The organism is Cedecea sp. Ae19-4, assembly GCF_059801165.1.
Genome location: NZ_JBCHWG010000002.1, coordinates 195,224 through 220,436, shown reverse-complemented (window position 1 = coordinate 220,436; position 25,213 = coordinate 195,224). Strand labels below are relative to the sequence as shown.

At 56.1% G+C, this 25,213-nt stretch carries 24 protein-coding genes; 10 read left to right on the top strand and 14 right to left on the bottom strand.

Going from position 1 to position 25,213, the window contains the following annotated elements:
• Positions 1 to 166 precede the first annotated feature (166 nt).
• Both AAIE02_RS13810 and AAIE02_RS13805 read left to right on the top strand, forming a co-directional pair.
• Positions 167 to 709 carry an isochorismatase family protein gene (locus AAIE02_RS13810; protein WP_498532777.1) on the top strand — a complete coding sequence of 181 codons (543 nt, stop codon included), beginning with the start codon at positions 167 to 169 and terminating at the stop codon, positions 707 to 709.
• A complete protein-coding gene (locus AAIE02_RS13805; RefSeq protein ID WP_336983243.1) occupies positions 706 to 1,629 on the top strand; it encodes a GlxA family transcriptional regulator in 924 nt (307 codons plus the stop codon). The genes AAIE02_RS13810 and AAIE02_RS13805 overlap by 4 nt, the downstream gene beginning before the upstream one ends.
• Here AAIE02_RS13805 and AAIE02_RS13800 read toward each other — a convergent pair.
• Entirely contained in the window at positions 1,626 to 2,621 is a 996-nt protein-coding gene (locus AAIE02_RS13800) for an acyltransferase (RefSeq protein WP_008457652.1), read from the bottom strand. The genes AAIE02_RS13805 and AAIE02_RS13800 overlap by 4 nt on opposite strands.
• A gap of 199 nt (positions 2,622 to 2,820) precedes the next feature.
• Between AAIE02_RS13800 and AAIE02_RS13795 the strand changes: the two genes are divergently transcribed.
• The 4 genes from AAIE02_RS13795 (at position 2,821) to tcp (ending at position 8,041) form a co-directional block, all read left to right on the top strand.
• Positions 2,821 to 3,108, top strand: coding sequence for a YsaB family lipoprotein (locus tag AAIE02_RS13795; protein ID WP_336983241.1), 288 nt, complete (start codon positions 2,821 to 2,823; stop codon positions 3,106 to 3,108).
• A 108-nt stretch (positions 3,109 to 3,216) separates the two neighbouring features.
• A complete protein-coding gene (gene glyQ / locus AAIE02_RS13790) occupies positions 3,217 to 4,128 on the top strand; it encodes a glycine--tRNA ligase subunit alpha (RefSeq protein WP_039298895.1) in 912 nt (303 codons plus the stop codon).
• A 9-nt stretch (positions 4,129 to 4,137) separates the two neighbouring features.
• The gene (glyS, locus tag AAIE02_RS13785; RefSeq protein WP_498532776.1) at positions 4,138 to 6,207 is read left to right on the top strand and encodes a glycine--tRNA ligase subunit beta; all 2,070 of its coding nucleotides are present in this window, start codon (positions 4,138 to 4,140) and stop codon (positions 6,205 to 6,207) included.
• Positions 6,208 to 6,379: 172 nt separating this feature from the next.
• On the top strand, positions 6,380 to 8,041 hold the full coding sequence (gene tcp, locus AAIE02_RS13780; protein WP_498532775.1) for a methyl-accepting chemotaxis citrate transducer: 1,662 nt from the start codon (positions 6,380 to 6,382) through the stop codon (positions 8,039 to 8,041).
• A 91-nt stretch (positions 8,042 to 8,132) separates the two neighbouring features.
• Here the strand turns inward: tcp and AAIE02_RS13775 are convergent, their stop codons facing one another.
• A complete protein-coding gene (locus tag AAIE02_RS13775; protein WP_498532774.1) occupies positions 8,133 to 8,879 on the bottom strand; it encodes an AraC family transcriptional regulator in 747 nt (248 codons plus the stop codon).
• Between the two features lie 92 nt (positions 8,880 to 8,971).
• On the opposite strand from AAIE02_RS13775, the gene AAIE02_RS13770 reads away from it, so the two are divergent.
• Positions 8,972 to 9,364: a nuclear transport factor 2 family protein gene (locus AAIE02_RS13770; RefSeq protein ID WP_498532773.1), complete on the top strand. Its 393-nt coding sequence runs from the start codon at positions 8,972 to 8,974 to the stop codon at positions 9,362 to 9,364.
• Between the two features lie 108 nt (positions 9,365 to 9,472).
• Here AAIE02_RS13770 and AAIE02_RS13765 read toward each other — a convergent pair whose 3' ends face one another.
• The gene (locus AAIE02_RS13765) at positions 9,473 to 9,760 is read right to left on the bottom strand and encodes an HTH-type transcriptional regulator (protein ID WP_008457638.1); all 288 of its coding nucleotides are present in this window, start codon (positions 9,758 to 9,760) and stop codon (positions 9,473 to 9,475) included.
• A 547-nt stretch (positions 9,761 to 10,307) separates the two neighbouring features.
• Here AAIE02_RS13765 and AAIE02_RS13760 point away from each other — a divergent pair.
• From AAIE02_RS13760 to AAIE02_RS13750, 3 genes are all read left to right on the top strand, one after another.
• The gene (locus tag AAIE02_RS13760; protein ID WP_494494211.1) at positions 10,308 to 11,114 is read left to right on the top strand and encodes a MipA/OmpV family protein; all 807 of its coding nucleotides are present in this window, start codon (positions 10,308 to 10,310) and stop codon (positions 11,112 to 11,114) included.
• Between the two features lie 271 nt (positions 11,115 to 11,385).
• Entirely contained in the window at positions 11,386 to 12,096 is a 711-nt protein-coding gene (locus tag AAIE02_RS13755; RefSeq protein ID WP_312745393.1) for a DUF3053 domain-containing protein, read from the top strand.
• Between the two features lie 177 nt (positions 12,097 to 12,273).
• Positions 12,274 to 12,966, top strand: a complete 693-nt coding sequence (locus AAIE02_RS13750; RefSeq protein WP_008457632.1) for a hypothetical protein — start codon at positions 12,274 to 12,276, stop codon at positions 12,964 to 12,966.
• Positions 12,967 to 13,543: 577 nt separating this feature from the next.
• Here AAIE02_RS13750 and ghrB read toward each other — a convergent pair.
• From ghrB to dppB, 11 genes are all read right to left on the bottom strand, one after another.
• Positions 13,544 to 14,518: a glyoxylate/hydroxypyruvate reductase GhrB gene (gene ghrB, locus AAIE02_RS13745; protein ID WP_336983236.1), complete on the bottom strand. Its 975-nt coding sequence runs from the start codon at positions 14,516 to 14,518 to the stop codon at positions 13,544 to 13,546.
• A 56-nt stretch (positions 14,519 to 14,574) separates the two neighbouring features.
• Positions 14,575 to 15,858, bottom strand: coding sequence for an MFS transporter (locus AAIE02_RS13740; protein WP_008457627.1), 1,284 nt, complete (start codon positions 15,856 to 15,858; stop codon positions 14,575 to 14,577).
• A gap of 68 nt (positions 15,859 to 15,926) precedes the next feature.
• A complete protein-coding gene (locus AAIE02_RS13735; RefSeq protein ID WP_166994877.1) occupies positions 15,927 to 16,862 on the bottom strand; it encodes a PfkB family carbohydrate kinase in 936 nt (311 codons plus the stop codon).
• A gap of 2 nt (positions 16,863 to 16,864) precedes the next feature.
• Positions 16,865 to 17,614, bottom strand: coding sequence for a sugar phosphate isomerase/epimerase family protein (locus AAIE02_RS13730; RefSeq protein ID WP_336819334.1), 750 nt, complete (start codon positions 17,612 to 17,614; stop codon positions 16,865 to 16,867).
• 113 nt (positions 17,615 to 17,727) lie between these two features.
• The gene (locus AAIE02_RS13725) at positions 17,728 to 18,747 is read right to left on the bottom strand and encodes a substrate-binding domain-containing protein (protein WP_166994876.1); all 1,020 of its coding nucleotides are present in this window, start codon (positions 18,745 to 18,747) and stop codon (positions 17,728 to 17,730) included.
• A gap of 79 nt (positions 18,748 to 18,826) precedes the next feature.
• Positions 18,827 to 19,720, bottom strand: coding sequence for a LysR family transcriptional regulator (locus AAIE02_RS13720; protein WP_498532772.1), 894 nt, complete (start codon positions 19,718 to 19,720; stop codon positions 18,827 to 18,829).
• Between the two features lie 58 nt (positions 19,721 to 19,778).
• Entirely contained in the window at positions 19,779 to 20,966 is a 1,188-nt protein-coding gene (locus AAIE02_RS13715; protein WP_498532771.1) for an MFS transporter, read from the bottom strand.
• A gap of 202 nt (positions 20,967 to 21,168) precedes the next feature.
• Positions 21,169 to 22,176: a dipeptide ABC transporter ATP-binding subunit DppF gene (dppF, locus tag AAIE02_RS13710; protein ID WP_008457615.1), complete on the bottom strand. Its 1,008-nt coding sequence runs from the start codon at positions 22,174 to 22,176 to the stop codon at positions 21,169 to 21,171.
• Positions 22,173 to 23,156, bottom strand: a complete 984-nt coding sequence (gene dppD, locus AAIE02_RS13705; protein WP_008457613.1) for a dipeptide ABC transporter ATP-binding protein — start codon at positions 23,154 to 23,156, stop codon at positions 22,173 to 22,175. Before dppD ends, dppF begins: the two co-directional genes overlap by 4 nt.
• Before the next feature lie 10 nt (positions 23,157 to 23,166).
• Positions 23,167 to 24,069 (bottom strand): dipeptide ABC transporter permease DppC, encoded by a 903-nt coding sequence (gene dppC, locus AAIE02_RS13700; protein ID WP_498532770.1) that lies wholly within the window; start codon positions 24,067 to 24,069, stop codon positions 23,167 to 23,169.
• A 9-nt stretch (positions 24,070 to 24,078) separates the two neighbouring features.
• Entirely contained in the window at positions 24,079 to 25,098 is a 1,020-nt protein-coding gene (gene dppB, locus AAIE02_RS13695) for a dipeptide ABC transporter permease DppB (protein WP_008457609.1), read from the bottom strand.
• Between the last annotated feature and the right edge of the window lie 115 nt (positions 25,099 to 25,213).

Below are 25,213 nucleotides of genomic sequence, written 5' to 3'. Positions count from 1 at the left end.
CCTCTCCCTTCCAGGGAGAGGGAATAAATTGCGGTTGAAGAAGATGCTGGACGTACAGCGAGGCGTTCATCGTCTCAAACCAACACTATCCTGTCCGTTTTTGGTATTAGCAACCGTGAAATCCCTTGTCAGAATGGTTTTAACCTCACTAACAAGGAGTCCGAAAATGTCACGTACAGCGCTGATCAATATTGATACCCAGCAGTCTTTCTTTCACAGGGATTATTGGCGGGAGGATGATGTCCCGGCGTTCCAACGGGCGATGCTGGCACTCATTGCAGGCTGCCAGCAGAAAGGCGTGCCGGTGGTGGATATCTTCCATGTGGATGAAGACGATGTCTTTTCGCTGGCCTCCGGGTTTGTTACGCCGATGCCATTTTTACGCCATCAGCCTGCGGTCAGTTTCCAGAAACACGTCCACAACGCGTTTACCGGTACCGGGCTGGATCATTGGCTCCGTGCCCGAGACATCAACCACCTGATTATCTGTGGGATCCGCACCGAACAATGCTGCGAAACCACTGCGCGGGTGGCCTCCGACCTGGGCTACCGGATTTCTTTTGTTAGCGAGGCGATGCTGACCTTCCCGATGACCTGGAAAGGCGTTACGCTGGACGCCGCCACCCTGCGCCACCGCACCGAAACCGTGCTGGCAGGGCGGTTCGCCGAAATTCAAACCGTAGCCGAGTGCCTGGAGTCGCTGGAATGAGTGTGGGGGTCTGGTTTGTGGTGCTGCCGGGGGTTTTGTCCCTCGATCTGAGCGGCCCGGCGGAAACGCTGGTGCTGGCGAGGCACGCGTTTGATCTGCACTACATTGGCCCGGACCCTGAGGTCGAAACCTCTATCGGCCTGACGTTCAGCGGTATTCAGCCGTTACCTGAGACCCTTCCCGCCGGAAGTCTGCTGGTGCTGCCCGGCGTATGCGATTCAAACCGCTTTTTTGCCACGCCGCAGGCGGAAGAAGTCCGGCGGTGGTTAACCCGGCTGCAGCCGCAAATCCACAGCCAGCAGCTTAATCTGATGTGCGTTTGTTCCGGGGCGCTGCTGGCAGCCCGTGCGGGTTTGATGCACGGCATTCAGTGCACAACGCACCATGACGTGCTTGAAAGACTGAAAGCCGCTGCGCCGGGCGCGCAGGTGAAAGATAACCGCATTTTTGTGGAAGATCGCGGTATATGGACCAGCGCAGGGATCACATCGGGGATCGATCTCGCTTTGCATTTGATTAACCGCCACTGCGGGCCACGGATGGCACTCGATGTTGCCAGAGAGATGGTGGTCTGGTTCCGCCGTTCGGGAGACGATCCGCAGCTTTCGCCCTGGCTTCGCTACCGGAACCACATTCACCCGGCGGTGCATCGCGCGCAGGATCTGCTTTCGGCTGCACCTGAGGCTGCCTGGCCGATCCCGGAAATTGCTAACCGGGTTCACGTCAGCCCCCGACATTTATCCCGCCTTTTTCAGCATCACCTGGGCATTTCCGTGCGCGACTACCTGGAACAGCTCCGGCTGGCGGTTGCGGAACAGCGGCTGCAGCAGGGGCAGCGTATGGAACAGGCCGCCAGCGCCGCCGGGTTTTCCTCTCCGCGCCAGCTTCATCGGGCCAGAGGCCGCAGCCGCGACGCTTAACTCACCAGCTTTTTGCGGTCAAGTTTTCCCAGCCCAACGGCCAGCAGCAGGCTGCCCGCCAGCGTCGCGCCGAAGATCCACAGAATATCCAGCACTGGCCAGTGGGTCAGCTCGATATTATGGGTACGCAGGTAATGGATAATCAGCGCATGAAACCCATAAATACCCAGCGAGTAGCGTGAGATAAACGTCAGGCCGGGCAGCGGGCGCTGGTTCAGGCAGTTTTTGGCGACGACCAGCAGGCTGATGGCGGCGATAAACACCAGCGGCCCGCAGTAGACGTAAAAGGTTTCGGCGAAGTTTTTGTTGATTTCCAACTGCCGATGCGTGCCCAGCGCAATGGAGATGACGCAAATCACAAACAGGCCGCCTGCCAGGCCGCTGACGCCTTTTCTTTGGGTTTCGAGCATCCCAATCGCCCGGCCAAGCAGCCCATAAAGCACGTAATAGAAGGTGTCGCCGTTGATGTAGAGGTTAACGGGCAGCCAGCGCATATTGCCCACCGTCTGCGGCACCGTGTTGGGGTTGGCCACCACGCCGAGCAGCACCATCAGCCCCAGAATTGTCACGGCACTGACTTTCTTGACCTGTATCAGCGGTGAAAGCAGGTAAATCACCATAATCGCGAAGAAAAACCACAGGTGGTAGAACACCGGCTTGACCAGGATATAGCGTAGCGCAAGGCCGGTGCTGATGGGGGTAAACAGCCAGATATACAGCAGCGCAATGGCGCTATAAAACAGCAGGCAGCTGGCTATCCGTAGAAAGTGCCGCTGCTGCGCGCTGCGTTCACCAAAAAACAGGTAGCCGGAAATCATGAAAAACAGCGGGACGCTGACGCGAGAAGCCGAGTTCAGAACGTTTGAAAAGTCCCAGCTAAACGCGGTGACGGTGTGTGGATTCGTGATGTACCAGGTTGTGGTGTGGATCATGACCACCATCAGGCAGGCGATGCCCCGAAGGTTGTCTATCCAGTTTATTTTTTGCTGCATTCGTCCCTCTGAACCCGCTTGCTTACCCGTGTCCGGAAATGTCTGAGTTTGCCCGGCGCATCTTGCTATCCCCGTGGCGGCTTCGCAAAATGCCTGCTGCACGAGGAGTTGACATAAGAAACCGAGTTTAACGTACTGGTAGCGAATGATGATGGCAGAAAGAAAAAATAGGCTCCTCTTAACCGCTTTTCTGGCGTTAATGCTCAGCGCCTGCAGTTCTACGCCGCAGGAAGGCCAGGTCGCGCAGAAGTTGCGCCCGGTGGTTCACACCGAAGCAATGGAGCTTGCCTGTAAAAATCAGGCCGCTTATCGCTACAACACCCAGCCGCAGCGTATTAATCTGTCAGATTTTAAGCAGTATCAGGCCAGCTACGAAATGATGGGCAGCACCGCCCGCAAAGAGGGGTTTACCTGTTCGTTTGACGAAAGCGGTCAATTTTCACACCTTTCCAGCCGCGAAAACCTCAACCAACGCGCAACAACCTGACGCCTTTCTCCCTCACGGCCGTTCCGTTGCCGTGTTGATACAACTCGACCGCGTTTGCGTATATACTGGCCGCTTCTCTTAAATCCACCGAACGCGTGCGAATTCAACATGCAAAAGTTTGATACCAAGACCTTTCAAGGCCTGATCCTGACTTTACAGGACTACTGGGCTCGCCAGGGCTGCACCATTGTTCAACCTTTGGACATGGAAGTGGGCGCAGGCACCTCTCATCCGATGACCTGCCTGCGTGCCTTAGGGCCGGAGCCAATGGCCACCGCTTATGTGCAGCCGTCCCGCCGTCCTACCGATGGCCGCTACGGCGAAAACCCGAACCGTTTACAGCACTACTACCAGTTCCAGGTAGTGATTAAGCCTTCTCCGGACAACATTCAGGAGCTGTACCTCGGGTCGCTGAAAGAGCTGGGTATGGATCCGGAGATCCATGACATTCGTTTCGTGGAAGATAACTGGGAAAACCCAACGCTTGGCGCGTGGGGCCTGGGCTGGGAAGTCTGGCTCAACGGCATGGAAGTGACGCAGTTCACCTACTTCCAGCAGGTTGGCGGCCTCGAGTGCAAGCCGGTAACCGGCGAAATCACCTACGGTTTAGAGCGCCTGGCCATGTACATTCAGGGCGTAGACAGCGTTTACGACCTCGTGTGGAGCGACGGCCCGCTGGGGAAAACCACCTACGGCGACGTGTTCCACCAGAACGAAGTGGAGCAGTCCACCTATAACTTCGAATACGCCGACGTGGACTTCCTGTTCACCTGCTTCGAGCAGTACGAGAAAGAAGCGCAGCAGCTGCTGGCGCTGGAAACTCCGCTCCCGCTCCCGGCCTACGAACGTATTCTGAAAGCCGCTCACAGCTTTAACCTGCTGGATGCGCGCAAGGCCATTTCCGTGACCGAGCGCCAGCGCTACATTCTGCGCATTCGCACCCTGACCAAAGCCGTGGCCGAAGCCTACTACGCTTCTCGTGAAGCGCTTGGCTTCCCGATGTGCAATAAGAAAAACTAAGAGGCCGCCATGTCTGAAAAAACTTTTCTGGTGGAGATCGGCACTGAAGAGCTGCCACCAAAAGCCCTGCGCAGCCTGGCTGAATCCTTCGCTGCCAACGTTACCGCCGAGCTGGATGCGGCCAACATCGCCCACGGCGAAGTAAAATGGTTTGCTGCCCCGCGTCGCCTGGCGCTGAAAATTGCTAATCTGGCGGCTTCACAGCCGGATCGCGAAGTCGAAAAACGCGGCCCTGCGGTGTCTGCGGCATTCGATGCAGAAGGTAAACCAAGCAAAGCCGCCGAAGGCTGGGCTCGTGGCTGTGGGATCACCGTTGACCAGGCCGAGCGTCTGGCTACCGACAAAGGCGAGTGGCTGATGTATCGCGCCCACGTGAAGGGCGAAAGCGTGCAGACTCTGCTGCCGAACATGATCGCTACTTCTCTGGCTAAGCTGCCGATTCCTAAGCTGATGCGCTGGGGCGCGTCCGATATCCAGTTCGTGCGTCCGATTCACACCGTGACGCTGCTGCTGGGTGACGAACTGATCCCTGCCACTATTCTGGGCATTCAGTCCGCCCGCGTCATTCGCGGCCATCGCTTTATGGGCGAGCCAGAGTTCACCATCGACAATGCCGACCAGTACCCGCAGATCCTGCTGGAGCGCGGGAAGGTCATTGCCGATTATGAAGCGCGTAAAGCCGTCATCAAACGTGATGCCGAAGAAGCCGCCCGTAAAATCGGCGGTCAGGCTGACCTGAGCGAAAGCCTGCTGGAAGAGGTCACCTCGCTGGTGGAATGGCCGGTGGTGCTGACCGCGAAGTTCGAAGAGAAATTCCTGGCCGTGCCTGCTGAAGCGCTGGTTTACACCATGAAGGGTGACCAGAAGTACTTCCCGGTCTACGCGGCCGACGGCAAACTGCTGCCGAACTTCATCTTCGTGGCGAACATCGAGTCCAAAGACCCGGTGCAGATCATCTCCGGTAACGAGAAGGTGGTTCGCCCGCGCCTGGCAGATGCCGAGTTCTTCTTCAATACCGACCGCAAAAAACGCCTGGAAGACAATCTGCCGCGTCTGGAAACCGTGCTGTTCCAGAAAGAGCTGGGCACCCTGCGCGACAAAACCAACCGTATCGAAGCCCTTTCCGGCTGGATTGCGGGCCAGATTGGTGCCGACGTGAACCACGCGACCCGTGCAGGCCTGCTGTCCAAGTGCGACCTGATGACCAACATGGTGTTCGAGTTTACCGACACCCAGGGCGTGATGGGCATGCACTACGCGCGCCACGACGGCGAAGCGGAAGACGTGGCGGTTGCGCTGAACGAGCAGTACCAGCCACGCTTTGCGGGCGATGCTCTGCCGTCTAACCTTGTAGCCTGTGCGGTAGCGATTGCCGACAAGATGGACACCCTTGCGGGCATCTTCGGCATCGGCCAGCATCCGAAAGGCGACAAAGATCCGTTTGCGCTGCGCCGTGCCGCTCTGGGCGTGCTGCGTATTATCGTCGAGAAAAACCTGCCGCTGGATCTGCAGACCCTGACCGAAGAAGCGGTTCGCCTCTACGGCAGCAAGCTGACCAACACCAACGTGGTGGATGAGGTTATCGACTTTATGCTGGGTCGCTTCCGCACCTGGTATCAGGAAGAAGGCCACGCGGTTGACACCATCCAGGCGGTACTGGCGCGTCGTCCTACCAAACCGGCTGATTTCGATGCTCGCATGAAGGCGGTTTCCCACTTCCGTACTCTGGAAGCGGCGGCGTCTCTGGCGGCGGCGAACAAGCGTGTTTCCAACATTCTTGCCAAGTCTGACGAAGTGCTGAACGACACCGTACAGGCCACCGTGCTGAAAGAAGCCGAAGAAATTCGCCTGGCGACCAACGTTGTCGTGCTGCGCGATAAGCTACAGCCGTACTTCGCTGAAGGCCGTTACCAGGAAGCCCTGGAAGAGCTGGCGAATCTGCGCGAGCCGGTGGATGAGTTCTTCGACAAAGTGATGGTAAACGCAGAAGATAAAGATCTGCGTATTAACCGCCTGACGCTGCTGACCAAGCTGCGCGAGCTGTTCCTGCAGGTGGCGGACATCTCTCTGCTGCAGTAATTGCCTTGTGTTGTGACGAAATCCCAAAACCCGCTTCGGCGGGTTTTTTTATTAATTTTTTTACTTTCAAATATCAATGGATTAACAAAAAGTCGCGTCACAGGCGGTAAGGGAAATCTGCGCCGAACCGATATATCTCATATCGGCCATTACCTCAGGAACGTTGGGCGCTATGAAAAATATCAAAGTTATCACCGGAATTGTCACTACGCTGGGGATCTTCAGCGTGCTCTTGCTGGTGACCGGGGCTCTGTACTACTCCTCCGTCAGCAGCGATCGCCTTAACTTCCAGAATACCGGCCTGCTGAACTACCAGCAGCAGCAGCTGGGCGGCAGCTTCCAGACGCTGGTTGAAACTCGCGTCACCATCAACCGCGTGGCGATTCGTGTGCTGAAAAATCAGCGCGATCCTGCCTCGCTGGAGGCGATGAACAAGCTACTAACGAATGCCGGTGTGCTGCTGGTCGACGCGCAAAAGCAGTTCTCCAGCTACATGGATTCCGACGATGTGCCGGGTCAGGATAAAGCCCTCGACGACAAAGCGGCGGCCAGCTTCAAGCAAATGCACGACGTCATGGCCCAGTCTATTCAGTTCCTGAAGGCCGATAACTACCAGGCTTATGGCAACCTCGACGCCCAGCAGGCTCAGGACGATTTCAAAGCCGTTTACGGCCAGTGGCTGACTCAGAACACCCGGCTGTTGAAGGCCGCCAGCGCGGAGAACCAAAGCAGCTATACCGGTATGCTCTGGACGCTGGGCACCATTTTACTGATTGTCATCGCGGCGCTGGTGGTTATCTGGCTGGGGCTGCAGCGCGTGCTGCTGCGCCCGCTGAAAAACGTAATGGGGCATATCCAGGCGATCTCTGAGGGGGATTTAACTCGTACGATCGACGCCGAAGGGCGCAGCGAAATGAGCCGCCTGTCTGCCGGACTTAAATCCATGCAGCAATCGCTGGCGAAGACCGTGAGCGTGGTGCGTGACAATGCGGATTCTATTTACACCGGTGCCAGCGAAATCTCTGCCGGCAGCAGCGATCTTTCCTCCCGCACCGAGCAGCAGGCGGCGGCGCTGGAGGAGACGGCGGCCAGCATGGAGCAACTGACCGCGACCGTGAAACAGAACACCGATAACGCTCGTCAGGCCACCGGTCTGGCGAAAAACGCCTCCGAAACCGCGCAAAAAGGCGGGCGCGTGGTGGATAGCGTGGTCAGCACCATGAACGAAATCGCCGAAAGCTCTGGCAAAATCGTGGATATCACCAGCGTTATCGACAGCATTGCTTTCCAGACCAACATTCTGGCGCTGAACGCCGCGGTAGAAGCTGCGCGTGCGGGTGAGCAAGGGCGTGGATTTGCCGTGGTTGCGGGAGAAGTCAGAACGCTGGCTAGCCGCAGCGCACAGGCGGCGAAAGAGATTAAAGTGCTGATTGAAAACTCGGTGTCGCGCATTGATACCGGCTCCAGCCAGGTGCGAGAGGCGGGCGCGACCATGAAAGAGATCGTCTCGGCGGTCACTCGCGTGACTGACATCATGGGCGAAATTGCGTCGGCCTCTGAAGAGCAAAGCAAAGGCATTGAACAGGTGGCGCAGGCGGTATCTGAGATGGATAGCGTGACCCAGCAGAACGCCTCGCTGGTGGAAGAGTCCGCTTCTGCCGCTGCGGCTTTGGAAGACCAGGCGAGCGAGCTACGCCTGGCGGTGGCGGTTTTCCAGCTCCAGCAATCCGGCGGACGCCGTGTGGAGGCGGTGCAGGAAAAACTTCGCCCGCAGCCAGCGACGTTGAAACCGCAAATGGCCTCAGCCTCTGATGCAAACTGGGAAACGTTCTGATTTTTTTCATTGCCAGTGCTGAGCGAAGAGACTCCGGGAGGGTTCCGAAGGTACAGGACTTCCGATTCCACCCTCCGCGAATAGGCATGATTCATCCTGCTGACGGCTGGCAGGATGACACTTTAAATTGTCCGGGCGTCTTGCCAAATCTCAACCGAAACGCCTCTATGTAAGCGCTGATATTGCTGTAGCCGCTTCGCTCGGCGACTTCACTGATGGGTAAACCCGAAATTATCCACTGGAGTGAGGACACTATTTTCGCCTGTTGCCGCCACTGGCTGAAACTTAACCCGGTTTGCTGATTGAATAAACGGCTGAGATTTCTGACGCTTAGTCCCCATTGCTGAGCAAGCTGCGCCTGATCGAGCCTGGTGGCGGGATGTCTCAATAATTCCTCTGCAACGTTACGCGCCCGGCGATCCGAAGGCAAAGTGAGCTCGAGAGGCCATTGTGGGAGCTGCTTTATTTCATGGCTCAAGAGCGTGAGAAGGCTACATAAATAATCAGATGACAGGGGTTGGTTAACATTAAGTTCTAAACGCGCCAGCAGCGCAAACACAAAATGGTCGACCCCATAAATCCCCGGTTCAGGTGGGAATAAGGTGCAGGAGGCTGCAGAGAGATAAAGGCTGCTTCCTTTGACGTTGCCCGGAAACCAGGCCCGGTGCTCTATTCCGGTGGGAAACCAACCCAGCGTGCCGGCGGTAACGTGCCACTGCGCCTGTAGCGTTTCAATCACCATCACGCCCTGCTCAAGCCAATAAAGCTGTCCCGAGGTATGTTTGTGCCAGGGCGTTGAGTGTTGACGCAAATAATCAATTTTTTGTGTTTTTATCATATGGCTGATTAACCGTAAAAGTTGTCTTGATACGGATATTATCCAGTTATTAATGCTTTGTAGACTGGGGGCTCCAACAAAAGGAGTTTTCTATGAAATCGCAAAGCCAGAGCGTCATTGACGCATTACAGGAAATTATTTGTAGCCCCGAGCATGATGAACAAAAAATTGCACAGTACTTTGCTGCGGATTACCGGCAAATCGTCGATGGCAAATCACTGAGCTATAATGACTTCATTAATCATATGAGCGCGCTAAAAGTGCAGACCCAAAAAATGCATCTGACAGTTAAGGCCGCCGTTGGGGAAGGAGACACCGTATTTACGCAGCACTATGTAAAGGTCGAGAAAAATGAGGCTCAATGGAGTGAATTCGAAGTGTTTGCCCGATTTACCTTACTGGCTGGAAAAATTCATCGTTGCGAAGAGGTAACCCGGATGATTCACGGGGTGAGCGAGGACAGTGATTTTGGCAGCAGGCGCTGATTTTCTTTAGTACCCACGATGTTGCCAGAGACAGGAGCTAAGACGGTGGCTTATTAATGACAAACCCCGCGTCATGGCGGGGTTGTTTTCTTGCGGTACAGCGGTTTTCTAACTGATTAACTGTTTACTAAGGCCTGGGTTGGCCTGAATCAGACGCATTAATTTCAGTTCGGTGATGGAGGGTTTGAGTCGTCTGGACTCCCATTCCTGCACCATCGTTACGCTGACCCCCATCACCTGAGCAAAATCATCGATTTTTAGTCCGGTACTTTTACGTAGCTGCTCAAACTCCGAGAAGGCGCTGGGTTTCTGACTCAGGCTAACGGCCTGATTATCTTTAAAAACAATCTGCTCAAGACTGCTAAGCAGCTCAATCATTGGATCTTTATATTCCATTGAGAACTCCTCATAAATCACACAGCGAGAACGTGAACGCAAAGAAGCCTATTAACTGTAGCTGGATTTAAAGCGTGCGTGGGATCACGCTAGTGGCTAAACGTGCTGCAAAAAATGCTTATGCGTTTCAGCTGAATACGCAGTCGAAGTAAGTGCTTGAAAAGTCATAGATGCAGGCTTTTAGTATAAATATGTAAATAGTTATGCGGTTTATGACATCATGCCTGGAGCAGAGGTGTTGGCCGCAGCGGGCAAAGATAAAATTTTGCTGGACATGCCTAATGTACTCACATTAAAAAATAACTCATCCGCTGATGCGGTACAAAACTAAATAAAATTAGAACGGCCGTTATTAATTAGATGTCTAATGAATTAATTGTGTATTTTGTTTTGCTGTCGTTTATTTATCCTGCGTTTCACTGTCGGTGCTATACGTTGTATTTTGCGGTATCTGAATATAAAAAGATATGTTTTTAACATTTACCATTAATTCAATGATTTCAATTCCTTAATACCTAACCGTGGTTTTAAATAAAGGAACTTAATTTTGAAAAAATCTCTGGCAATCTCGGCATTTGCTTTATCCCTTTTATTTCCTGTATTAGCCCAGGCTGAAGATGGAAAAGCTTATTTAACCGTTGGCGGCGGCGTCGCGTTTGCCCCGGCTTATCAGGGGGCGGATAAATACCGGCCAACGGCGCTTTACGATTTGAGCATCGGCTACAGTCACGGAAGTTGGGGCAGCGTGAGTCTTGGGAATAATGGCCTTAGTTGGGCGCTGCCGCTGGATGAGCCTTTTGGCGTGGCGCTCTTGCTTGATTATGACTCAGGCCGGGATGAAGTTATTAATACGCTTGATGGCAAAGACAGAACGCTTAAGGGCATGGGCGACCTGGGGGGCGCTTTGCAGGCGGGCGTGGAGCTAAGCTATCTGTTGGATCCCTTCCGCAGCTATGTAAAGGTGCTGCAGGCGACGAAGAAAAGGCATTATGGCGGAGAGGATTTAGGCCGCACTTTACTGGCTGAACTGGGGGTTGGCACCGTAACGCCTCTTAACGATCAGTTCTCTCTGCAAACAAATCTCTCCACAACATGGGCAAACAGCGGCTATCAACGCGGCTATTTTGGCGTGACTCCCGAGCAGGCGCAGCGCACGGCCTTTTCTACCTGGCGACCAGGCAGTGGTTTTAAGGATGTCACGCTGACCGCAGCGCTAAATTATGAATGGACCCAAAATATTGCGCTACAGGCGGGGGCGGGAGTCACCGCCTTAGTGGGTGATGCCGCCGACAGCCCAATTGTTGCAAAGAAAGTGGCCACGCTGAGTTTTGTCAGCGCCAGCTACAGTTTCTGATAGTGGTCCTGGACGAGGATGTGTTTGCATAAGCGGCCAGATTAGCGGCCGCTTTATTATTTACTCTGCATGACTAAACCTTGCTAAGTAGAAGGTCTTTGTTATTCCTCAGCCAGTGCCTTGCCAAAGTTCAGGCAGAGAGGCAAAGCTTGCTCAGAGCGGAAAGAGATTGTTGCGAAAGGGTATCTTGCGAAGGGCGGTTGGACTATTCTTAGCATCGTTATTGGGTGGCAATTTGCCAGGTAGTGCATTGGTGACAGGAGTAGAAATGATGGCGACAGGTAAGTCCTGGTCTCGCTGGTTTGCGCCGCTGGCGGCGTTATTAATGGTGGTGAGCCTGAGTGGTTGCTTCGATAAAGAAGGCGATCAGCGTAAGGCGTTCATCGATTTTCTGCAAAACACGGCTATGCGTAGCGGCGACCGCCTGCCGACGCTGACGTCCGATCAGAAAAAACAGTTTGGCCCGCTGGTCTCTGACTACGCCATTCTGTACGGCTTCTCCCAGCAGGTTAGCCAGGCCATGGACGAAGGCATGAAGCCGGTTGTGGATAGCGTGAACAGCATCCGCGCTCCGCAGGATTACATGACCCAGCGCGACGCGCTGCGCCAGGCTAACGGTTCGCTGAACGTTTTGGGTCAGCAGGTTCAGAATGCCAAGATGCAGGCCGACGGTGCGCTTGCAGCGCTGAAGCAGCCTGACGATCTGAAAACCGTTTACTATCAGGTTTACCAGAAAGTCGTCACCGGCCCGGCGAACGCCATGGCGCCGTTGATCCCAGCCGCGCAGACCCTGACCCAGCAGCTGGTGCAGGTGGGTGATTTTATCGCTCAGCAGGGAACGCAAGTTGGCTTTGCTAACGGCGGGATTCAGTTCCCGACTTCCCAGCAGGCAAGCCAGTACAACTCGCTGATTGGCCCGCTGTCCGCTCAGCACCAGGCATTTACTCAGGCCTGGGCCGCAGCGCAGGCTGCTACGCAGTAAGTTTTATGCTCTAAGAAAAAGCGGAGCGCTTCACGGCGACTCCGCTTTTTTATGGCTGATATTCTCGATAAAAGGATGGCCGGCTGGGTTATTTAATAAACGCTTTTTATTTACTTGCCGGATTTTAAAATATACCCTTTTAAAACGGACTTAATAATTAGCACGGAGCGGCTATGTATGTTTTACAGAAATGACGTTATTAGTTATCTGCAGTCAAATAAAATTCTTGCTCAAAAGCTTGATCGTGCAGTCATTGGGGTTCGGAAAGCAGTCTCACATCAGATTGAAACCATTGGCGCGGGGGCAACGCGGGCTTTGTATTACACATCCTGCTTTACTGAAGAATACCAGGATGTGTGCCAGCAGCAAAAAACTGAAGATATCAGATTTACTAAGGGTGTTATTTATCTGTTAAAGAATGGTGGCGTCATTGGTGATATGTTGGAAATTTATTTTGTTAATCTTATTAAATTTAGGACATCTGAGCAATTACAATACATCCAGAAAAAACTGATGGCTGTAAATGCCCGTATTGCGTCCAACACACTTACCAGCCACGGACTCGCATTAATGGTTGCGAGCACAGTTGCTTTTGGAATGGGCGCAAGACAAGGTGTGAGTATATTTGCTGGGCATACAGCAAATAGAGTGGCGATGGGTGCGACTATGTATGGTGTCGTCCAGAGAGCAGCAGAAAGCGCCCATCGGCTTCGTGCCGCTTATCCAGGTTACTATTCAGCGCTATACGCGCAAGATCTGGAGATGATGTACTTTCTGATTGAGCCATTGTTTCAATATTCTCGTGCACGAGATGTAGTTTGGACATCAGATGACGAAATTATCGACATTATCACTAGCATGGTTCGATAACTATGATGAATATTATAAAAAGACTTCTTAAGCGATTTTTAAAATCTTTATTCTCTCCGTACATCCCAACAGCGGCAACATTCTTGTTTGCCGTGGTTCTTGTCTATTTTTTTCCTGATGGCCCTATCTGGCCTGTTGGTGTTTTCTTTATACTTATGGTTTATATAACTGTTCGTTACTTGAAATGGTAAATTATATTGTATTTTACCTTGCTATTCGATAACTATGATGAATGTGATTAAACGATTTTTTAAACGACTTTTTAGATCTTTATTTTTTCCCTGTATTCCAACAGCATCAACGGCCTTGTTCGCTATTCTCTGGGTCTATTTTTTTCCTGATGGCCCCATCTGGCCTGTTGGTGTTTTCGCCATATTTATGATTTATATCGTTGCCAGATACTTAAGATGGTGAGGTGCAGGGGAATCTGCCGTGGATTATTGATAAAATAATTATATTTATATGCGAGCAAACATAAATGCAGGAAATGATCATGCGGTATAAGACCGAGGCAGCCTCATACCGGCATAACGTCATTTATTCGACGGGCTAGCTTTTTTCTGGCCCGCCGGAAAAGCTATTTCAGTACCTGCGGATTCACGCAGTTCACTTCCACCCTGCCGGTTAACGCGGTAATCAGGTTTTCCACCGCGCATTCTGCCATGCCGTAGCGGGTTTCATGGGTGGCGGAACCGATGTGCGGCAAGGCCACCACATTCGGCATGCCGAGCAGCGGGGACTCCAGCGGCAGGGGTTCTTGTTCGAAGACATCCAGTCCGGCGGCGTGAATTTTTCCCTCTTCCAGCGCCTGAATCAGCGCTTTCTCGTCCACCACCGGGCCGCGGCCGACGTTGATTAAAATGGCGGAAGACTTCATTTTCGCCATTTGTTCTGCGCCAATCAGGTGGCGGGTTTCGTCGCTGAGCGGCAGCAGAATACAAACGAAGTCAGACTCTGCCAGTAGGGTGTCCAGGTCGCAGTAGCGGGCGTTAAAGCGCTCTTCCGCTTCCTTATGATGGCGGCGGGCGTTGTACAGAATTGGCATACTGAAGCCGAAGTGCGCGCGCTGTGCCAGCGCCAGGCCGATGCGCCCCATGCCCAGAATACCGAGCGTTTTATGATGCACGTCGATACCAAACCAGTCAGCACCAATACTGCTTTGCCATTCGCCGACCTTCACGCGCTCGGCGACTTCCACCACGCGGCGTGCGCTGGACAGGATCAGCGCCATGGCGGTATCGGCGACGGTTTCGGTCAGCACCGTCGGGGTGTGCATCAGCACAACGCCGCGTTCGTTCAGGGCGTCCACATTGAAGTTATCGTAGCCGACAGAAACGGTAGAAGCTGCCCGCAGCTTTGGCGTATGCGCGAGAAACGCTGCGTCGACCTTGCCGCCAGAGCCGAGGATACCTTCCGCATTGGCAAACAGCGCTGCGTTCGCTTGCACGGTTTCCGGGCTGATATCGTCAAGCTGGGTGACGGTAAAGTGGCTTTCAAGCCGGGACAGCAGATTGTCAGGCAGTGCCTTGTAGAGGATGACGGACGGCTTCATGAGATTCTCCGTTTTCGGTTAAACGCGAACCGGGCGACAGAGCGCCCGGCGCGGAGTCAGGCGTGATGTGCGCCGGACGGGATTTGTTGATGATTAGCGGGCTTCACAATCAGAGTAAGCCATACCGAGGCGAGCAGCGCCAGCCCCATAAAGACATAGGACGCTGCCGGGCTGCCGGTGGCACCGTTCAGGTAGCCCACAAACCAGGAGCCGACGAAGGAGCCCAGCGCGCCCATGCTGTTGATTAAGGCCATCGCGCCGCCGGCAACGTTCTTCGGCAGCATCTCCGGGATAATGGCGAAGAAGGGGCCATAAGGGGCGTACATCGCGGCCCCGGCAATCACCAGCAGCGTATAGGACACCCAGAAATGGTTGGCACCGACCAGCCATGAGCCGAGGAACGCCAGGGCACCAATCAGCAGCAGTGGCCAGACGAACAGCTTCCGATTTTGCATTTTGTCCGACGCCCATGAGACGGCGATCATCGCGATGGTCGCGGCCAGATAAGGCACGGAAGAGAGCCAGCCGACTTCTACCATTCCCATGCCTGACGCGCCCGCGCTGCGGATAATCGATGGCAGCCACAGCACGAAACCGTACACCCCGATGCTCCAGGCAAAATACTGCATACACAGAATAACCACGTTACGTGACCGGAAGGCTTCACTGTAGTTACGCACGGCTTTGATGCCTTCCTGCTCTTTCTGTAACTGCGCCTGCAGGGCCGATTTTTCACTGTCGGACAGCCAGCCCACCTGGGCAGGTTTATCTTTTACCAGCATCCACCAGGCAAACGCCCAGATAACCGCCGGGATCCCTTCGATGATAAACATCTCACGCCAGCCGAAGGCCTGAATCAGGTAGCCGGAAACGACCGACATCCACAGCACGGTGACCGGGTTGCCGAGGATCAGAAAGGTATTGGCGCGGGAGCGTTCGGATTTGGTAAACCAGTTGCTGATGTAAATCAGCATCGCTGGCATCACCGCCGCTTCCACCACGCCGAGGACAAAGCGGATGGCGGCCAGCATTGGAATGTTGCTCACCACGCCGGTCAGCGAGGCGCAGCCGCCCCACAGAATCAGGCAGACGAAGATAAGCTTACGCACGCTGCGGCGCTCGGCGTACATCGCCCCGGGGATCTGGAAGAAGAAGTAGCCGAGGAAAAACAGCGCCCCCAGCAGCGATGAAATGCCTTTGGTGATGCCGAGGTCGTCGTTGATGCCTGCGGCGGAAGCGAAGCTGAAATTGGCGCGGTCGAGGTAAGCCAGGCTATACGTGATAAACACGATAGGCATGATGTACCACCAGCGCTTTGGCGCGATTGTCTGGTTTTTCATGAGAGTGCCTCTATCTTGAGGTTAACCGTATCGCTTTGTTTGTAGGGGACAGAGCGATGGATTTGGCGTTATTCGCCCAGTGCGCTTCGGGTCGGTAGCCCTTCGCTGTCACCGATGACCTGTATCGCCAGTGAGCCGATTTTGTTGCCCCGGCTGACTGCCTGATGCAAAGATTTCCCTTCCAGCAGGGCGCTGATCACCCCGACCGCAAAGCCGTCTCCGGCCCCCACGGTGTCCACTACGTTTTCCACTTTTACCGCCGCCACGGCGCCTTTCTCGCCGTCTGCGGTTTTATACCAGGCGCCGTCTGCGCCGGTTTTTAGCACCACGACCTTCACGCCCTGATGCAGATAAAAATCGGCGATCCCTTCAGGTGTGTTTTGACCTGTCAGCACAATGCCTTCTTTTACGCCGGGCAGCACCCAGTCGGCCTGGAATGCCAGCTGGTTAAGCTGTTTCACCATTGCGGCTTCGCTGCGCCACAGCACCGGGCGCAGATTCGGATCGAAGGAAAGCGTTTTGCCCTGCTGTTTCATCGTGTTGGCCGCGTGGCTCAGCAGCGCAAGAGACGTGTCAGAGAGTGCCGCCGCCACGCCGCTCAGGTGCAGATGGCGAGCCGAGAGGAAGTACTCCTCGTTGAAATCGGCCACAGATAAGTGGCTTGCGGCGGAGTCTTTACGGAAATACTCCACAATGGGATCGGTTCCATCTTCGACTTTGGATTTGAGCTGAAAACCGGTGCGGTACTGCTCATCGACCGTCACTCCGCGGCTGTCGATGTTTTCTTTCGCCAGCTGTTGCAGCACGTAGCGGCCAAAAGAGTCGTTGCCTACGCGGCTTACCCAGCCCACCTTCAGGCCCAGGCGAGCCAGCCCCGTGGCGACATTTAACTCCGCGCCAGCCGCGCGTTTCACAAAATGTTCGGCGGCGGCAAGGTCGCCGGTTTCGCTGGCGACAAACATCGCCATCGCTTCACCTATCGTGATGACATCCAGCTGATGCATGGTTATTCCTCGCGTAAAAGATTGACGTAATGCCGGGTAACTGCGACCAGGTCTCGCCCTTCCAGCGGAAACTCAATGCCGCGTGGGGCATCTGGCGGCAGCATATTCAGCAGCCCTTTCCAGTCTGAACTGGCATCATCCAGCGCCACAGCGCGGTAGCGGTTATGCTGGGCGACCGCTGTTTTGACGTGGATATAGCTCACGGAAGGTGCCAGCGTGCGGGCGGCCTGCTGTGGAGAGTCGTCCACCCACAGCCAGTTGGCCATATCGAAGGTGAGCGTCACCGGCAGGTTGTGAACGCCACAGGCGGCCTGGAAGCGCTGCATTGGCGCAAGTTTGCCGCTGTCGGTTTGGTCGTTTTCCACCACCAGCGCCACGGGGCTTTCGCTGAGCCACTGTTTTAGCGTGTCGAATGCCTGGGCGGTGTTGAACTGCCCGAGAGAGAGCTTCAGCCAGCGGGCATTTAGCTGGTGGGCCTCCTGCAGAAGTGAAGGGATCAGCGAGTTTAGCTTGCCGTCGCCCGTGAACAGCGGCTCCGGCGCGGAATAGCAGGCCTCAAGCCCGTGCTGGGTAATTTCTCCGGCCACGGTCGACAGAAAATCCAGCTGTGTGGCGGTGAACAGTTCGCGGCGGATTTCTACGCCGTCGGCCCCCGCTTCAGCAATGATCGGCAGCACCGCCTGTTGGCCACCGAGGGCGGCAAGGCGGTCGTGGCCGTAGGCGGCGGTGACGACAATAATTTTTCGCGGCATGGTGGTCTCCAGGCGATAACAACGAACGACTAATGTTATTTACGCTAGATGGAACCGGTTCCAAAGAAAAGACCCTGCTTGCCAATTTTTGAGCGCCATCACGAACAAAAGATTTAGCGGGAGGTGGAGCCTCGCACGATAAGCTCGCCGGAGAATAGCTGTTCACGTACGGTTTCAGCGGTGCCTTCAATGCGCCTCACAACTTGCTCCAGCGCGGCGTAGCCTATCTGCCAGGTAGGTTGCTTCAGGGTGGTGATGCCGACGCCGGCAAGTTCCGCCCACTCCAGCTCATCAAACCCCAACAGCCCGATATCGCTGCCCCAGCTCAGGCCGAGGCGGCGCATTGCGCGGGCAACCTGCAGCGTTAGCGCGCCGTTGGCGGAGATCACCGCTTTACGCATACCGCGGTGGCGGGAGTGGAACTCGCGAAGCGTGTTGTCTATTCGTTCTGCTTCATGCAGCGGTGTTTCGGCATTTTCGGCAATTATGCCGGAATGACGGCCTAAAGTGCTGCGAAATGCTCGCAACCGCTCATGGCGGGTGTTCACCATGCCAAGCGGTTCGCTCAGGAAAAGGAGAGCTTCGAAGCCCTGCTCGATGAGGTGTTCGGTGGCGGTTGTTGCGGCCTGAATGTTATCCAGCCCGACCATGTCACAGGCAAAGTCCGGGATTTTGCGGTCGATAAGCACCATCGGCAGGGCGGACTGTTGCAGGCGGTTGAGCCCCTCTTCACGCATCCCAACCGCATTGACTACAATCCCCTCAACCTGATAGCTGCGCAGCAGGTCGAGGTAGTGCAGTTCCTGATCGACTTCGTTGTTGGTGTTACACACCAGCGGCGTAAAGCCTTTCTCGCGGCAAGCGGCTTCTATACCGCTCAGCACGTCGACGGAATAAGGATTGGTGATGTCGGCAATGATCAGCCCGATAAGGCGGGTGCGGCCTCTTTTCAGGCCTCGCGCCATCTGGCTTGGGCGGTAGTCGAGTTCGGCAATGGCGCGCTCAATGCGCCCACGAAGGTCATCAGACAGCGCGTTCTGCTCACCGTTAAGGTAGCGGGAAACGCTGGTCTTCCCGGTCTTCGCCGCTTTCGCGACATCGCTTATCGTAGGGCGCGCTGCCTTGCCGTTCATAGCCGTCTCCAGAGGGTTAACCCTGCGGAGAGTAACATATTTTTATGCGGGGAAAAGTGAGGTGGCGTCTTTACACCGGTCAGGCAAACCGCGCCACGGCCCATTCAATAAATACCCGCAGCCTGGCGCTAAGGTGGCGGTTGGAAGGATAAACCAGGTACATCTGTTCCGGCGGCGGTGGGTAAGCCTCAAGCACGCTGACTAGCCTCCCGCTGTCGAGATACGGCTGGGCGGCAAAGCGAACGACCTGGGTTAAGGCCGCCCCGGAAAGCGCGATGGCGAGATGGGCGTTACTTTCGTTGACGCTAATCTGATAGCGGTGCTGCATCTCGATGGTTTTTCCCCGATCGACAAAGCGCAGCGGAGAGATGCGGTCATTGCGCGCGTGGCGGTAATGCGCCAGCGGGTATCCCTGTTCAAGTTCTTCGGGCCGGGAAGGCGTGCCGTAGCGCTGAAAGTAGTCCGGCGTGGCGCAGGTAACCCAGTCCATAGTAAACAGGCGGCGGGCAATCAGCGTGGAATCAACCAGTGGGCCGCTGCGTATCACGCAGTCCGCATTGTCGTTGATTAAATCGACCTGTCGGTCGCTGACGCCAAGATCTATGGAGATACCCGGGTAGCGTTCAAGAAATTCCGGCAGCGCGGGAATCAGTATCTCGCGAGAGAAAGATCCGCCGACATCCACGCGCAGCACGCCCTGAGGCTCGGTTTGTGATTCGGTCATGCTGCCTTCCATCTGCTCCAGGTCGGCCAGCCATTTTACGGTGCGGCGGTAGTAGCATTCGCCCTCTTTGGTGACCGATACGCTGCGGGTTGTGCGCTGAAACAGCTTGGTCTGCAGGTGGTTTTCAAGATTTTGAATCAGTTTAGTGACGGTCGCTTTCGGCATACTCAGAGAGTCGGCGGCACGGGTAAACCCGCCGGTTTCCACCACGCGATTAAACACCCGAATAGCCAGTAAGTGATGATCCATAGCCGTCCTCAACGAAAAACCCTGCCTCCGGCAGGGTTTTGTTTATCCACGTAAACAATCATCCACATTGTTTAGCGCTAATCATCCGGCTGCGCAAGGAGAGGCCGAAAACCAGCGTGGCCGAGAGCAGCAGCGCCCCGCCAAACAGCATGGCGCTGCTGACGCCGTGCCAGTCTACGACTTCACCGCCGATCAGGGCACCTGATGCCAGGGCAACCTGAATCACCGTGACCATCAGCGCCTGGCCTGCTTCCGGCGCGTCCGGCACCGCTTCAAACATCCAGTTTGTCGCGCAGACCGGCACGGCCCCAAAGGCCAGGCCCCACACCAGCACCATTACCGTGGCGCCCGCAAGGCCGCTAAGCAGTGGGGAGACGAGCAGGATAATGGCCAGCATCGCCGTCGCCAGAATGAAGGTCCCGCGCAGGCTGCGCTCCGCCAGGCGTTCCCCGATAAAGGTACCCAGCAGGCCAACTGCGCCGTAGGCCAGCAGCTGGAAAGTGATCGCCGACGGGCTGAGCACAAAGACCTGCTGCAGCAGCGGACGCAGATAGGTGTAAGCCGAGAAATGGCCCACAAACAGCAGCACAATGGCGATAAGCCCAATGCGGGCCATAGGCAGGCGCAGCGGAGACAGCAAATCCTGAACGGTGAGCGCCCGGCCAGGCGGCACGGAAGTCAGCAGGCGAAACTGGGCCAGCAGCGTGATGGCGGCTAAACAGGCGCTGGCAAAGAATGCCGTACGCCAGCCGAACAGGTCGCCGATGAATGCCCCGGCGGGGACGCCGCACACCGCGCCGACGGACACGCCGCTAATGATCAGCGCCACGGCGCGTCCCTGACTCGCTTCCGGCACAAGGTGACGGCCATAGTTCATCGAGAAGGACCAGAACCCGCCGACGGAGATCCCCAGCAGTACGCGGCCCAGCAGCATCATCGGGAAGTTAACGGCCAGGGCGGACACCAGGTTTGAGACGACCAACAGCAGCGACAGGCCAAGCATCAGCAGGCGGCGGTCGAGGCTGCCGGAAGCCAGGCTCAGCACCGGGGCCGCGACGGCGGCAACAATGCCTGGCATGGTCACCATCAGCCCGGCGGTGCCGGTGGAAACATTCAGGGAAGGTGCGATGTTGGTCAGCAAACCGATGGGGAGAAACTCGGTGGTAACCATGACAAAGCAGGCCACGGTCAGGGAAAAGACCGCGATCCACGGGGATGTGGCAGGTTTATCTTTATTATTCGACATAGTATTGCGCTTCCGCAGAGACATGCATGAGTGACAGGGATCACAATTTACTCAGTCAGCGGCGGGGGATAAATGCAGGATTTATGATTTCACTGTTTCTGTGGGGGAATAATACGGGAGTCTGCCAGGTTTTCTTGGAAAAAATAAATTAATCAATGTGTTGTGAAAAAACCCTCTCCTTTTAAGAAGAGGGTGAAAACGATTAACGCAGTTCCCCGTTCACATCCTGGTCAACCGCGAAACACGCCACCAGCTGGCCATTGCCGTAGTCTTTCAGCTGCGGCTGGAGCTGGGTGCATGGCCCGAAGCGACGGCTGCAGCGGGCGTTAAAGGCGCAGCCCGGCGGCGGGTTCAGCGGGCTTGGCAGCTCGCCGGTCAGCTTGATGCGTTCGCGACGTTCGTCCGGGTTCAGGCGCGGCGTGGCGGACAGCAGCGCCTGGGTGTACGGGTGGCGCGGGTTGGAGAAGATTTGCTCTTTGCTGCCCTTCTCCACGCAGCGGCCGAGGTACATCACCATCACTTCATCGGCGATGTGCTCTACCACCGACAGGTCGTGGGAGATGAACACGTAGGACAGCCCCAGATCCTGCTGCAGATCCATCATCAGGTTCAGTACCTGAGCACGCACCGACACGTCGAGTGCGGAGACCGGCTCATCGGCAATCACCACGTCCGGGTCAAGCATCAGGCCCCGAGCGATAGCGATACGCTGGCGCTGGCCGCCGGAGAACATGTGCGGATAGCGGTCGTAGTGCTCGGTTTTCAGACCCACTTTCGCCATCATCTCCAGCGCTTTTTCGCGGCGCTCGGCTTTGCTCAGGCTGGTGTTGATTTGCAGCGGCTCTTCCAGGATCTGCCCCACTTTTTTACGCGGGTTCAGCGAGCCATAGGGGTTCTGGAAGACGATCTGGATTTTCTGCCGGCGCAGCTTTTCCGCCGAGGCGTCCGGGATCAGCAGATCCTGGCCCTGGTAGTAAAGCTCCCCGCCGGTCGGCACTTCGATCATGGTCAGCAGGCGGCCGAGGGTGGATTTCCCGCAGCCGGATTCACCGACGACCGCCAGCGTTTTGCCGCGTTCGAGGGTAAAGCTTACGCCGTCCAGCGCTTTTACCAGGCGTTCAGGAGCGAAAAAGCCCTTCTTCACCGGGTAATGTTTTTTCAGGTCGATGGCCTGCAACAGCGGTTGCGCGGCGGCCTGTTGGGTACTCATAGGGTTGGCCTCCCGGCATCATCGAGTGGGTAGTGGCATTTGGACTGACGCCCATCTGCCAGCAGGGTTAACGCTGGCTCTTCGCTGCGACATTTGTCGGTCGCATACGGGCAGCGCGGGTTCAGCAGACAGCCGTTCGGGCGGTCGTATTTGCCCGGCACTACGCCCGGCAGCGAGGCCAGACGCGCTTTATCCTGTGCAAATTCCGGCAGCGCACGGAGCAGAGCCTGGGTGTACGGGTGGCGCGGCGCGCGGAAGATATCGTGGGACGAACCCGCTTCCACAACCTGGCCTGCGTACATCACGATGATTTTATGGGCGGCTTCGGCAACCAGCGCGAGATCATGGGTGATCAGGATTAGCGCCATGTTCTCTTTTTGCTGCAGCTCCAGCAGCAGCTCGATGATCTGCGCCTGAATAGTTACGTCGAGCGCGGTGGTTGGCTCATCGGCGATCAGCAGCTTAGGACGGCAGGCGATCGCCATGGCGATCATCACGCGCTGGCTCATCCCGCCGGAAAGCTGGTGCGGGTAAACGTCGAGACGTGAAGCCGGGTCAGGAATACCCACCTGGGTCAGCAGGTCGATTGCGCGCTGGCGGCGGGTTTTCTTGTTACCCCCCTGGTGCACCTTAATGGCTTCCATAATCTGGAAACCGACGGTGTAGCACGGGTTCAGGCTGGTCATCGGGTCCTGGAAGATCATCGCCACTTCGGCGCCCACCAAGTTGCGGCGCTCTTTCTCAGAAATGCGCTTCAGATCCCGGCCGTTGAATTCCAGTTTTTCCGGCATCACCCGGCCAGGGAAGTCAATAAGCCCCATAATCGCCAGCGAGCTGACGGATTTACCGGAGCCGGACTCGCCCACGATGCCGACAACCTGCCCCTGATCCACGCTATAGCTGATGCGGTCCACGGCACGGAACGGTGCGTCTTCGTCGCCGAAATGCACCGATAATTTATCTACATTTAATAACGCCATCTCGAACCTCTTACTGCTTCAGTTTGGGATCGAGCGCGTCACGCAGACCGTCACCCATCAGGTTAAATGCCAGCACCGTTAGCAGAATCGCAACCCCTGGGAAGGTCACAACCCACCAGGCACTCTGCGCGAACTGCAACACGTCGGCGAGCATGGTGCCCCACTCCGGTGTTGGCGGCTGCGCGCCCATGCCGAGGAAGCCAAGGGCGGCCATATCGAGAATGGCGTTCGAGAAGCCGAGCGACGCCTGAACGATCAGCGGCGCAAGGGTATTCGGGAAGATATTCACAAACATCTGGCGAACCGGGCCAGCGCCCGCCACTCGGGAGGCGGTCACGTAGTCGCGGTTAACTTCCACCAGCACCGCAGCACGCGTTAAACGCACATAGTGCGGCAGCGCGACGAAGGTTAGCGCCAGCGCGGCGTTGCCGATGGACGGGCCGAAGATAGCCACCAGCACCAGCGCCAGCAGCAGGCTTGGCAGTGCCAGCATGATATCGACCACGCGCATGATGATGTTGTCGACCACGCCGCCGAAGTAACCGGCGACCAGGCCCAGCATAATCCCCATCACCAGCGACAGGACAACCACCAGGCAGCCGACCAGCAGCGACAGGCGAGCGCCGTACATCAGGCGGGACAGCACATCGCGACCGACGTCGTCGGTGCCGAGGATGTAGCTCCAGCTCCCGCCTTCCTGCCACACCGGCGGGTGCAGCAGCGCGTCGCGGAACTGCTCCGCTGGCGCGTGGGGCGCGAGGAAGTTAGCGAAGACGGCGATGAAGATCATGATGGCGACGTACACCAGGCCGATCACCGCCCCTTTATTGCGTTTGAAGTAGTGCCAGAACTCCTGGAAAGGCGTCATCGGCTTGGGTGCTGCCACCACTTTGTTTTCTGTCAGTTGCGTCATGATGGCCCCTTATTTCTTATGGCGTATACGCGGGTTCACCACGCCGTACAGCAGGTCTACCAGCAGGTTGACGAGGATAATCATCGTCGCCACCAGCAGCACGCCGCCCTGGACTACCGGGTAGTCACGACGCTGCAGAGCGTCAATGAGCCAGCGGCCAAGACCCGGCCAGGAGAAGATCGTTTCCGTCAGGATGGCGCCTGCCAGCAGAGTACCGACCTGCAGGCCGATAACCGTGACGACCGGCAGCATCGCGTTGCGCAGGGCATGAACCACGATCACGCGCATGCGGGTCAGACCCTTGGCGCGAGCGGTACGGATGTAGTCTTCGCCCAGCACTTCCAGCATGGAAGAGCGGGTCATACGCACGATAACCGCCAGCGGAATAGTGCCCAGCACAATGGCAGGCAAAATCATGTGGGCGACGGCGTCAATAAAATCACCCGGCTGGCCCCAGATAGCGGTATCTATCAGCGCAAACCCGGTGAGCGGCAGGGAGTCATCAAGGAACACGGTGTCGCTGATGCGCCCGGACACCGGCGTCAGGTTCCAGTGCACCGATACCAGCATGATGAGCATCATACCCCACCAGAAAATTGGCATGGAATAGCCGGTCAGCGCGAGGCCCACGGCGGTGTGGTCAAAGATTGAACCACGCTTCACGGCGGCCAGAACGCCCACCGGAATGCCGACGGCAACGGCGAAAATCATCGCGCAGATGCCGAGTTCCAGCGTCGCTTTAAAGCGCGGCACGAACTCGTCCCAAACCGGGAGGCGGCTCTTTAATGAAATGCCCAGATCGCCATGCATTACGCCCCAGATGTAATGGAGGTACTGCTGCCACATTGGCTTGTCGAGACCCATCTCGGCCAGCAGTTGGGCATGACGCTCAGGAGAAATACCGCGCTCTCCGGCCATGATCATCACCGGGTCTCCGGGGATCATATGCACGAAAGCGAAGGTGAGTAGGGTAATACCTATAAACGTGGGGATGACTAACCCCAGTCGTCGGAGGATGAACTGCAGCATATCCCGGATTCTCTGTAGTGACGGAAAGCCTGGTAACTGTTCCGTCTGTATTGCTCACAAATGTTTCCCCCTCTCCCTTTGAGGGAGAGGGTCGGGGTGAGGATGGACAACGCCA

Excerpts from the sequence above, each read along its gene's own strand:
- AAIE02_RS13810 (WP_498532777.1), top strand. The coding sequence starts at position 167 with ATGTCACGTACAGCGCTGATCAATATTGATACCCAGCAGTCTTTCTTT.
- AAIE02_RS13805 (WP_336983243.1), top strand. The coding sequence starts at position 706 with ATGAGTGTGGGGGTCTGGTTTGTGGTGCTGCCGGGGGTTTTGTCCCTC.
- AAIE02_RS13800 (WP_008457652.1), bottom strand. The coding sequence starts at position 2,621 with ATGCAGCAAAAAATAAACTGGATAGACAACCTTCGGGGCATCGCCTGC.
- AAIE02_RS13795 (WP_336983241.1), top strand. The coding sequence starts at position 2,821 with ATGCTCAGCGCCTGCAGTTCTACGCCGCAGGAAGGCCAGGTCGCGCAG.
- glyQ (WP_039298895.1), top strand. The coding sequence starts at position 3,217 with ATGCAAAAGTTTGATACCAAGACCTTTCAAGGCCTGATCCTGACTTTA.
- glyS (WP_498532776.1), top strand. The coding sequence starts at position 4,138 with ATGTCTGAAAAAACTTTTCTGGTGGAGATCGGCACTGAAGAGCTGCCA.
- tcp (WP_498532775.1), top strand. The coding sequence starts at position 6,380 with ATGAAAAATATCAAAGTTATCACCGGAATTGTCACTACGCTGGGGATC.
- AAIE02_RS13775 (WP_498532774.1), bottom strand. The coding sequence starts at position 8,879 with ATGATAAAAACACAAAAAATTGATTATTTGCGTCAACACTCAACGCCC.
- AAIE02_RS13770 (WP_498532773.1), top strand. The coding sequence starts at position 8,972 with ATGAAATCGCAAAGCCAGAGCGTCATTGACGCATTACAGGAAATTATT.
- AAIE02_RS13765 (WP_008457638.1), bottom strand. The coding sequence starts at position 9,760 with ATGGAATATAAAGATCCAATGATTGAGCTGCTTAGCAGTCTTGAGCAG.
- AAIE02_RS13755 (WP_312745393.1), top strand. The coding sequence starts at position 11,386 with ATGGCGACAGGTAAGTCCTGGTCTCGCTGGTTTGCGCCGCTGGCGGCG.
- AAIE02_RS13750 (WP_008457632.1), top strand. The coding sequence starts at position 12,274 with ATGTTTTACAGAAATGACGTTATTAGTTATCTGCAGTCAAATAAAATT.
- ghrB (WP_336983236.1), bottom strand. The coding sequence starts at position 14,518 with ATGAAGCCGTCCGTCATCCTCTACAAGGCACTGCCTGACAATCTGCTG.
- AAIE02_RS13740 (WP_008457627.1), bottom strand. The coding sequence starts at position 15,858 with ATGAAAAACCAGACAATCGCGCCAAAGCGCTGGTGGTACATCATGCCT.
- AAIE02_RS13735 (WP_166994877.1), bottom strand. The coding sequence starts at position 16,862 with ATGCATCAGCTGGATGTCATCACGATAGGTGAAGCGATGGCGATGTTT.
- AAIE02_RS13730 (WP_336819334.1), bottom strand. The coding sequence starts at position 17,614 with ATGCCGCGAAAAATTATTGTCGTCACCGCCGCCTACGGCCACGACCGC.
- AAIE02_RS13725 (WP_166994876.1), bottom strand. The coding sequence starts at position 18,747 with ATGAACGGCAAGGCAGCGCGCCCTACGATAAGCGATGTCGCGAAAGCG.
- AAIE02_RS13720 (WP_498532772.1), bottom strand. The coding sequence starts at position 19,720 with ATGGATCATCACTTACTGGCTATTCGGGTGTTTAATCGCGTGGTGGAA.
- AAIE02_RS13715 (WP_498532771.1), bottom strand. The coding sequence starts at position 20,966 with ATGTCGAATAATAAAGATAAACCTGCCACATCCCCGTGGATCGCGGTC.
- dppF (WP_008457615.1), bottom strand. The coding sequence starts at position 22,176 with ATGAGTACCCAACAGGCCGCCGCGCAACCGCTGTTGCAGGCCATCGAC.
- dppD (WP_008457613.1), bottom strand. The coding sequence starts at position 23,156 with ATGGCGTTATTAAATGTAGATAAATTATCGGTGCATTTCGGCGACGAA.
- dppC (WP_498532770.1), bottom strand. The coding sequence starts at position 24,069 with ATGACGCAACTGACAGAAAACAAAGTGGTGGCAGCACCCAAGCCGATG.
- dppB (WP_008457609.1), bottom strand. The coding sequence starts at position 25,098 with ATGCTGCAGTTCATCCTCCGACGACTGGGGTTAGTCATCCCCACGTTT.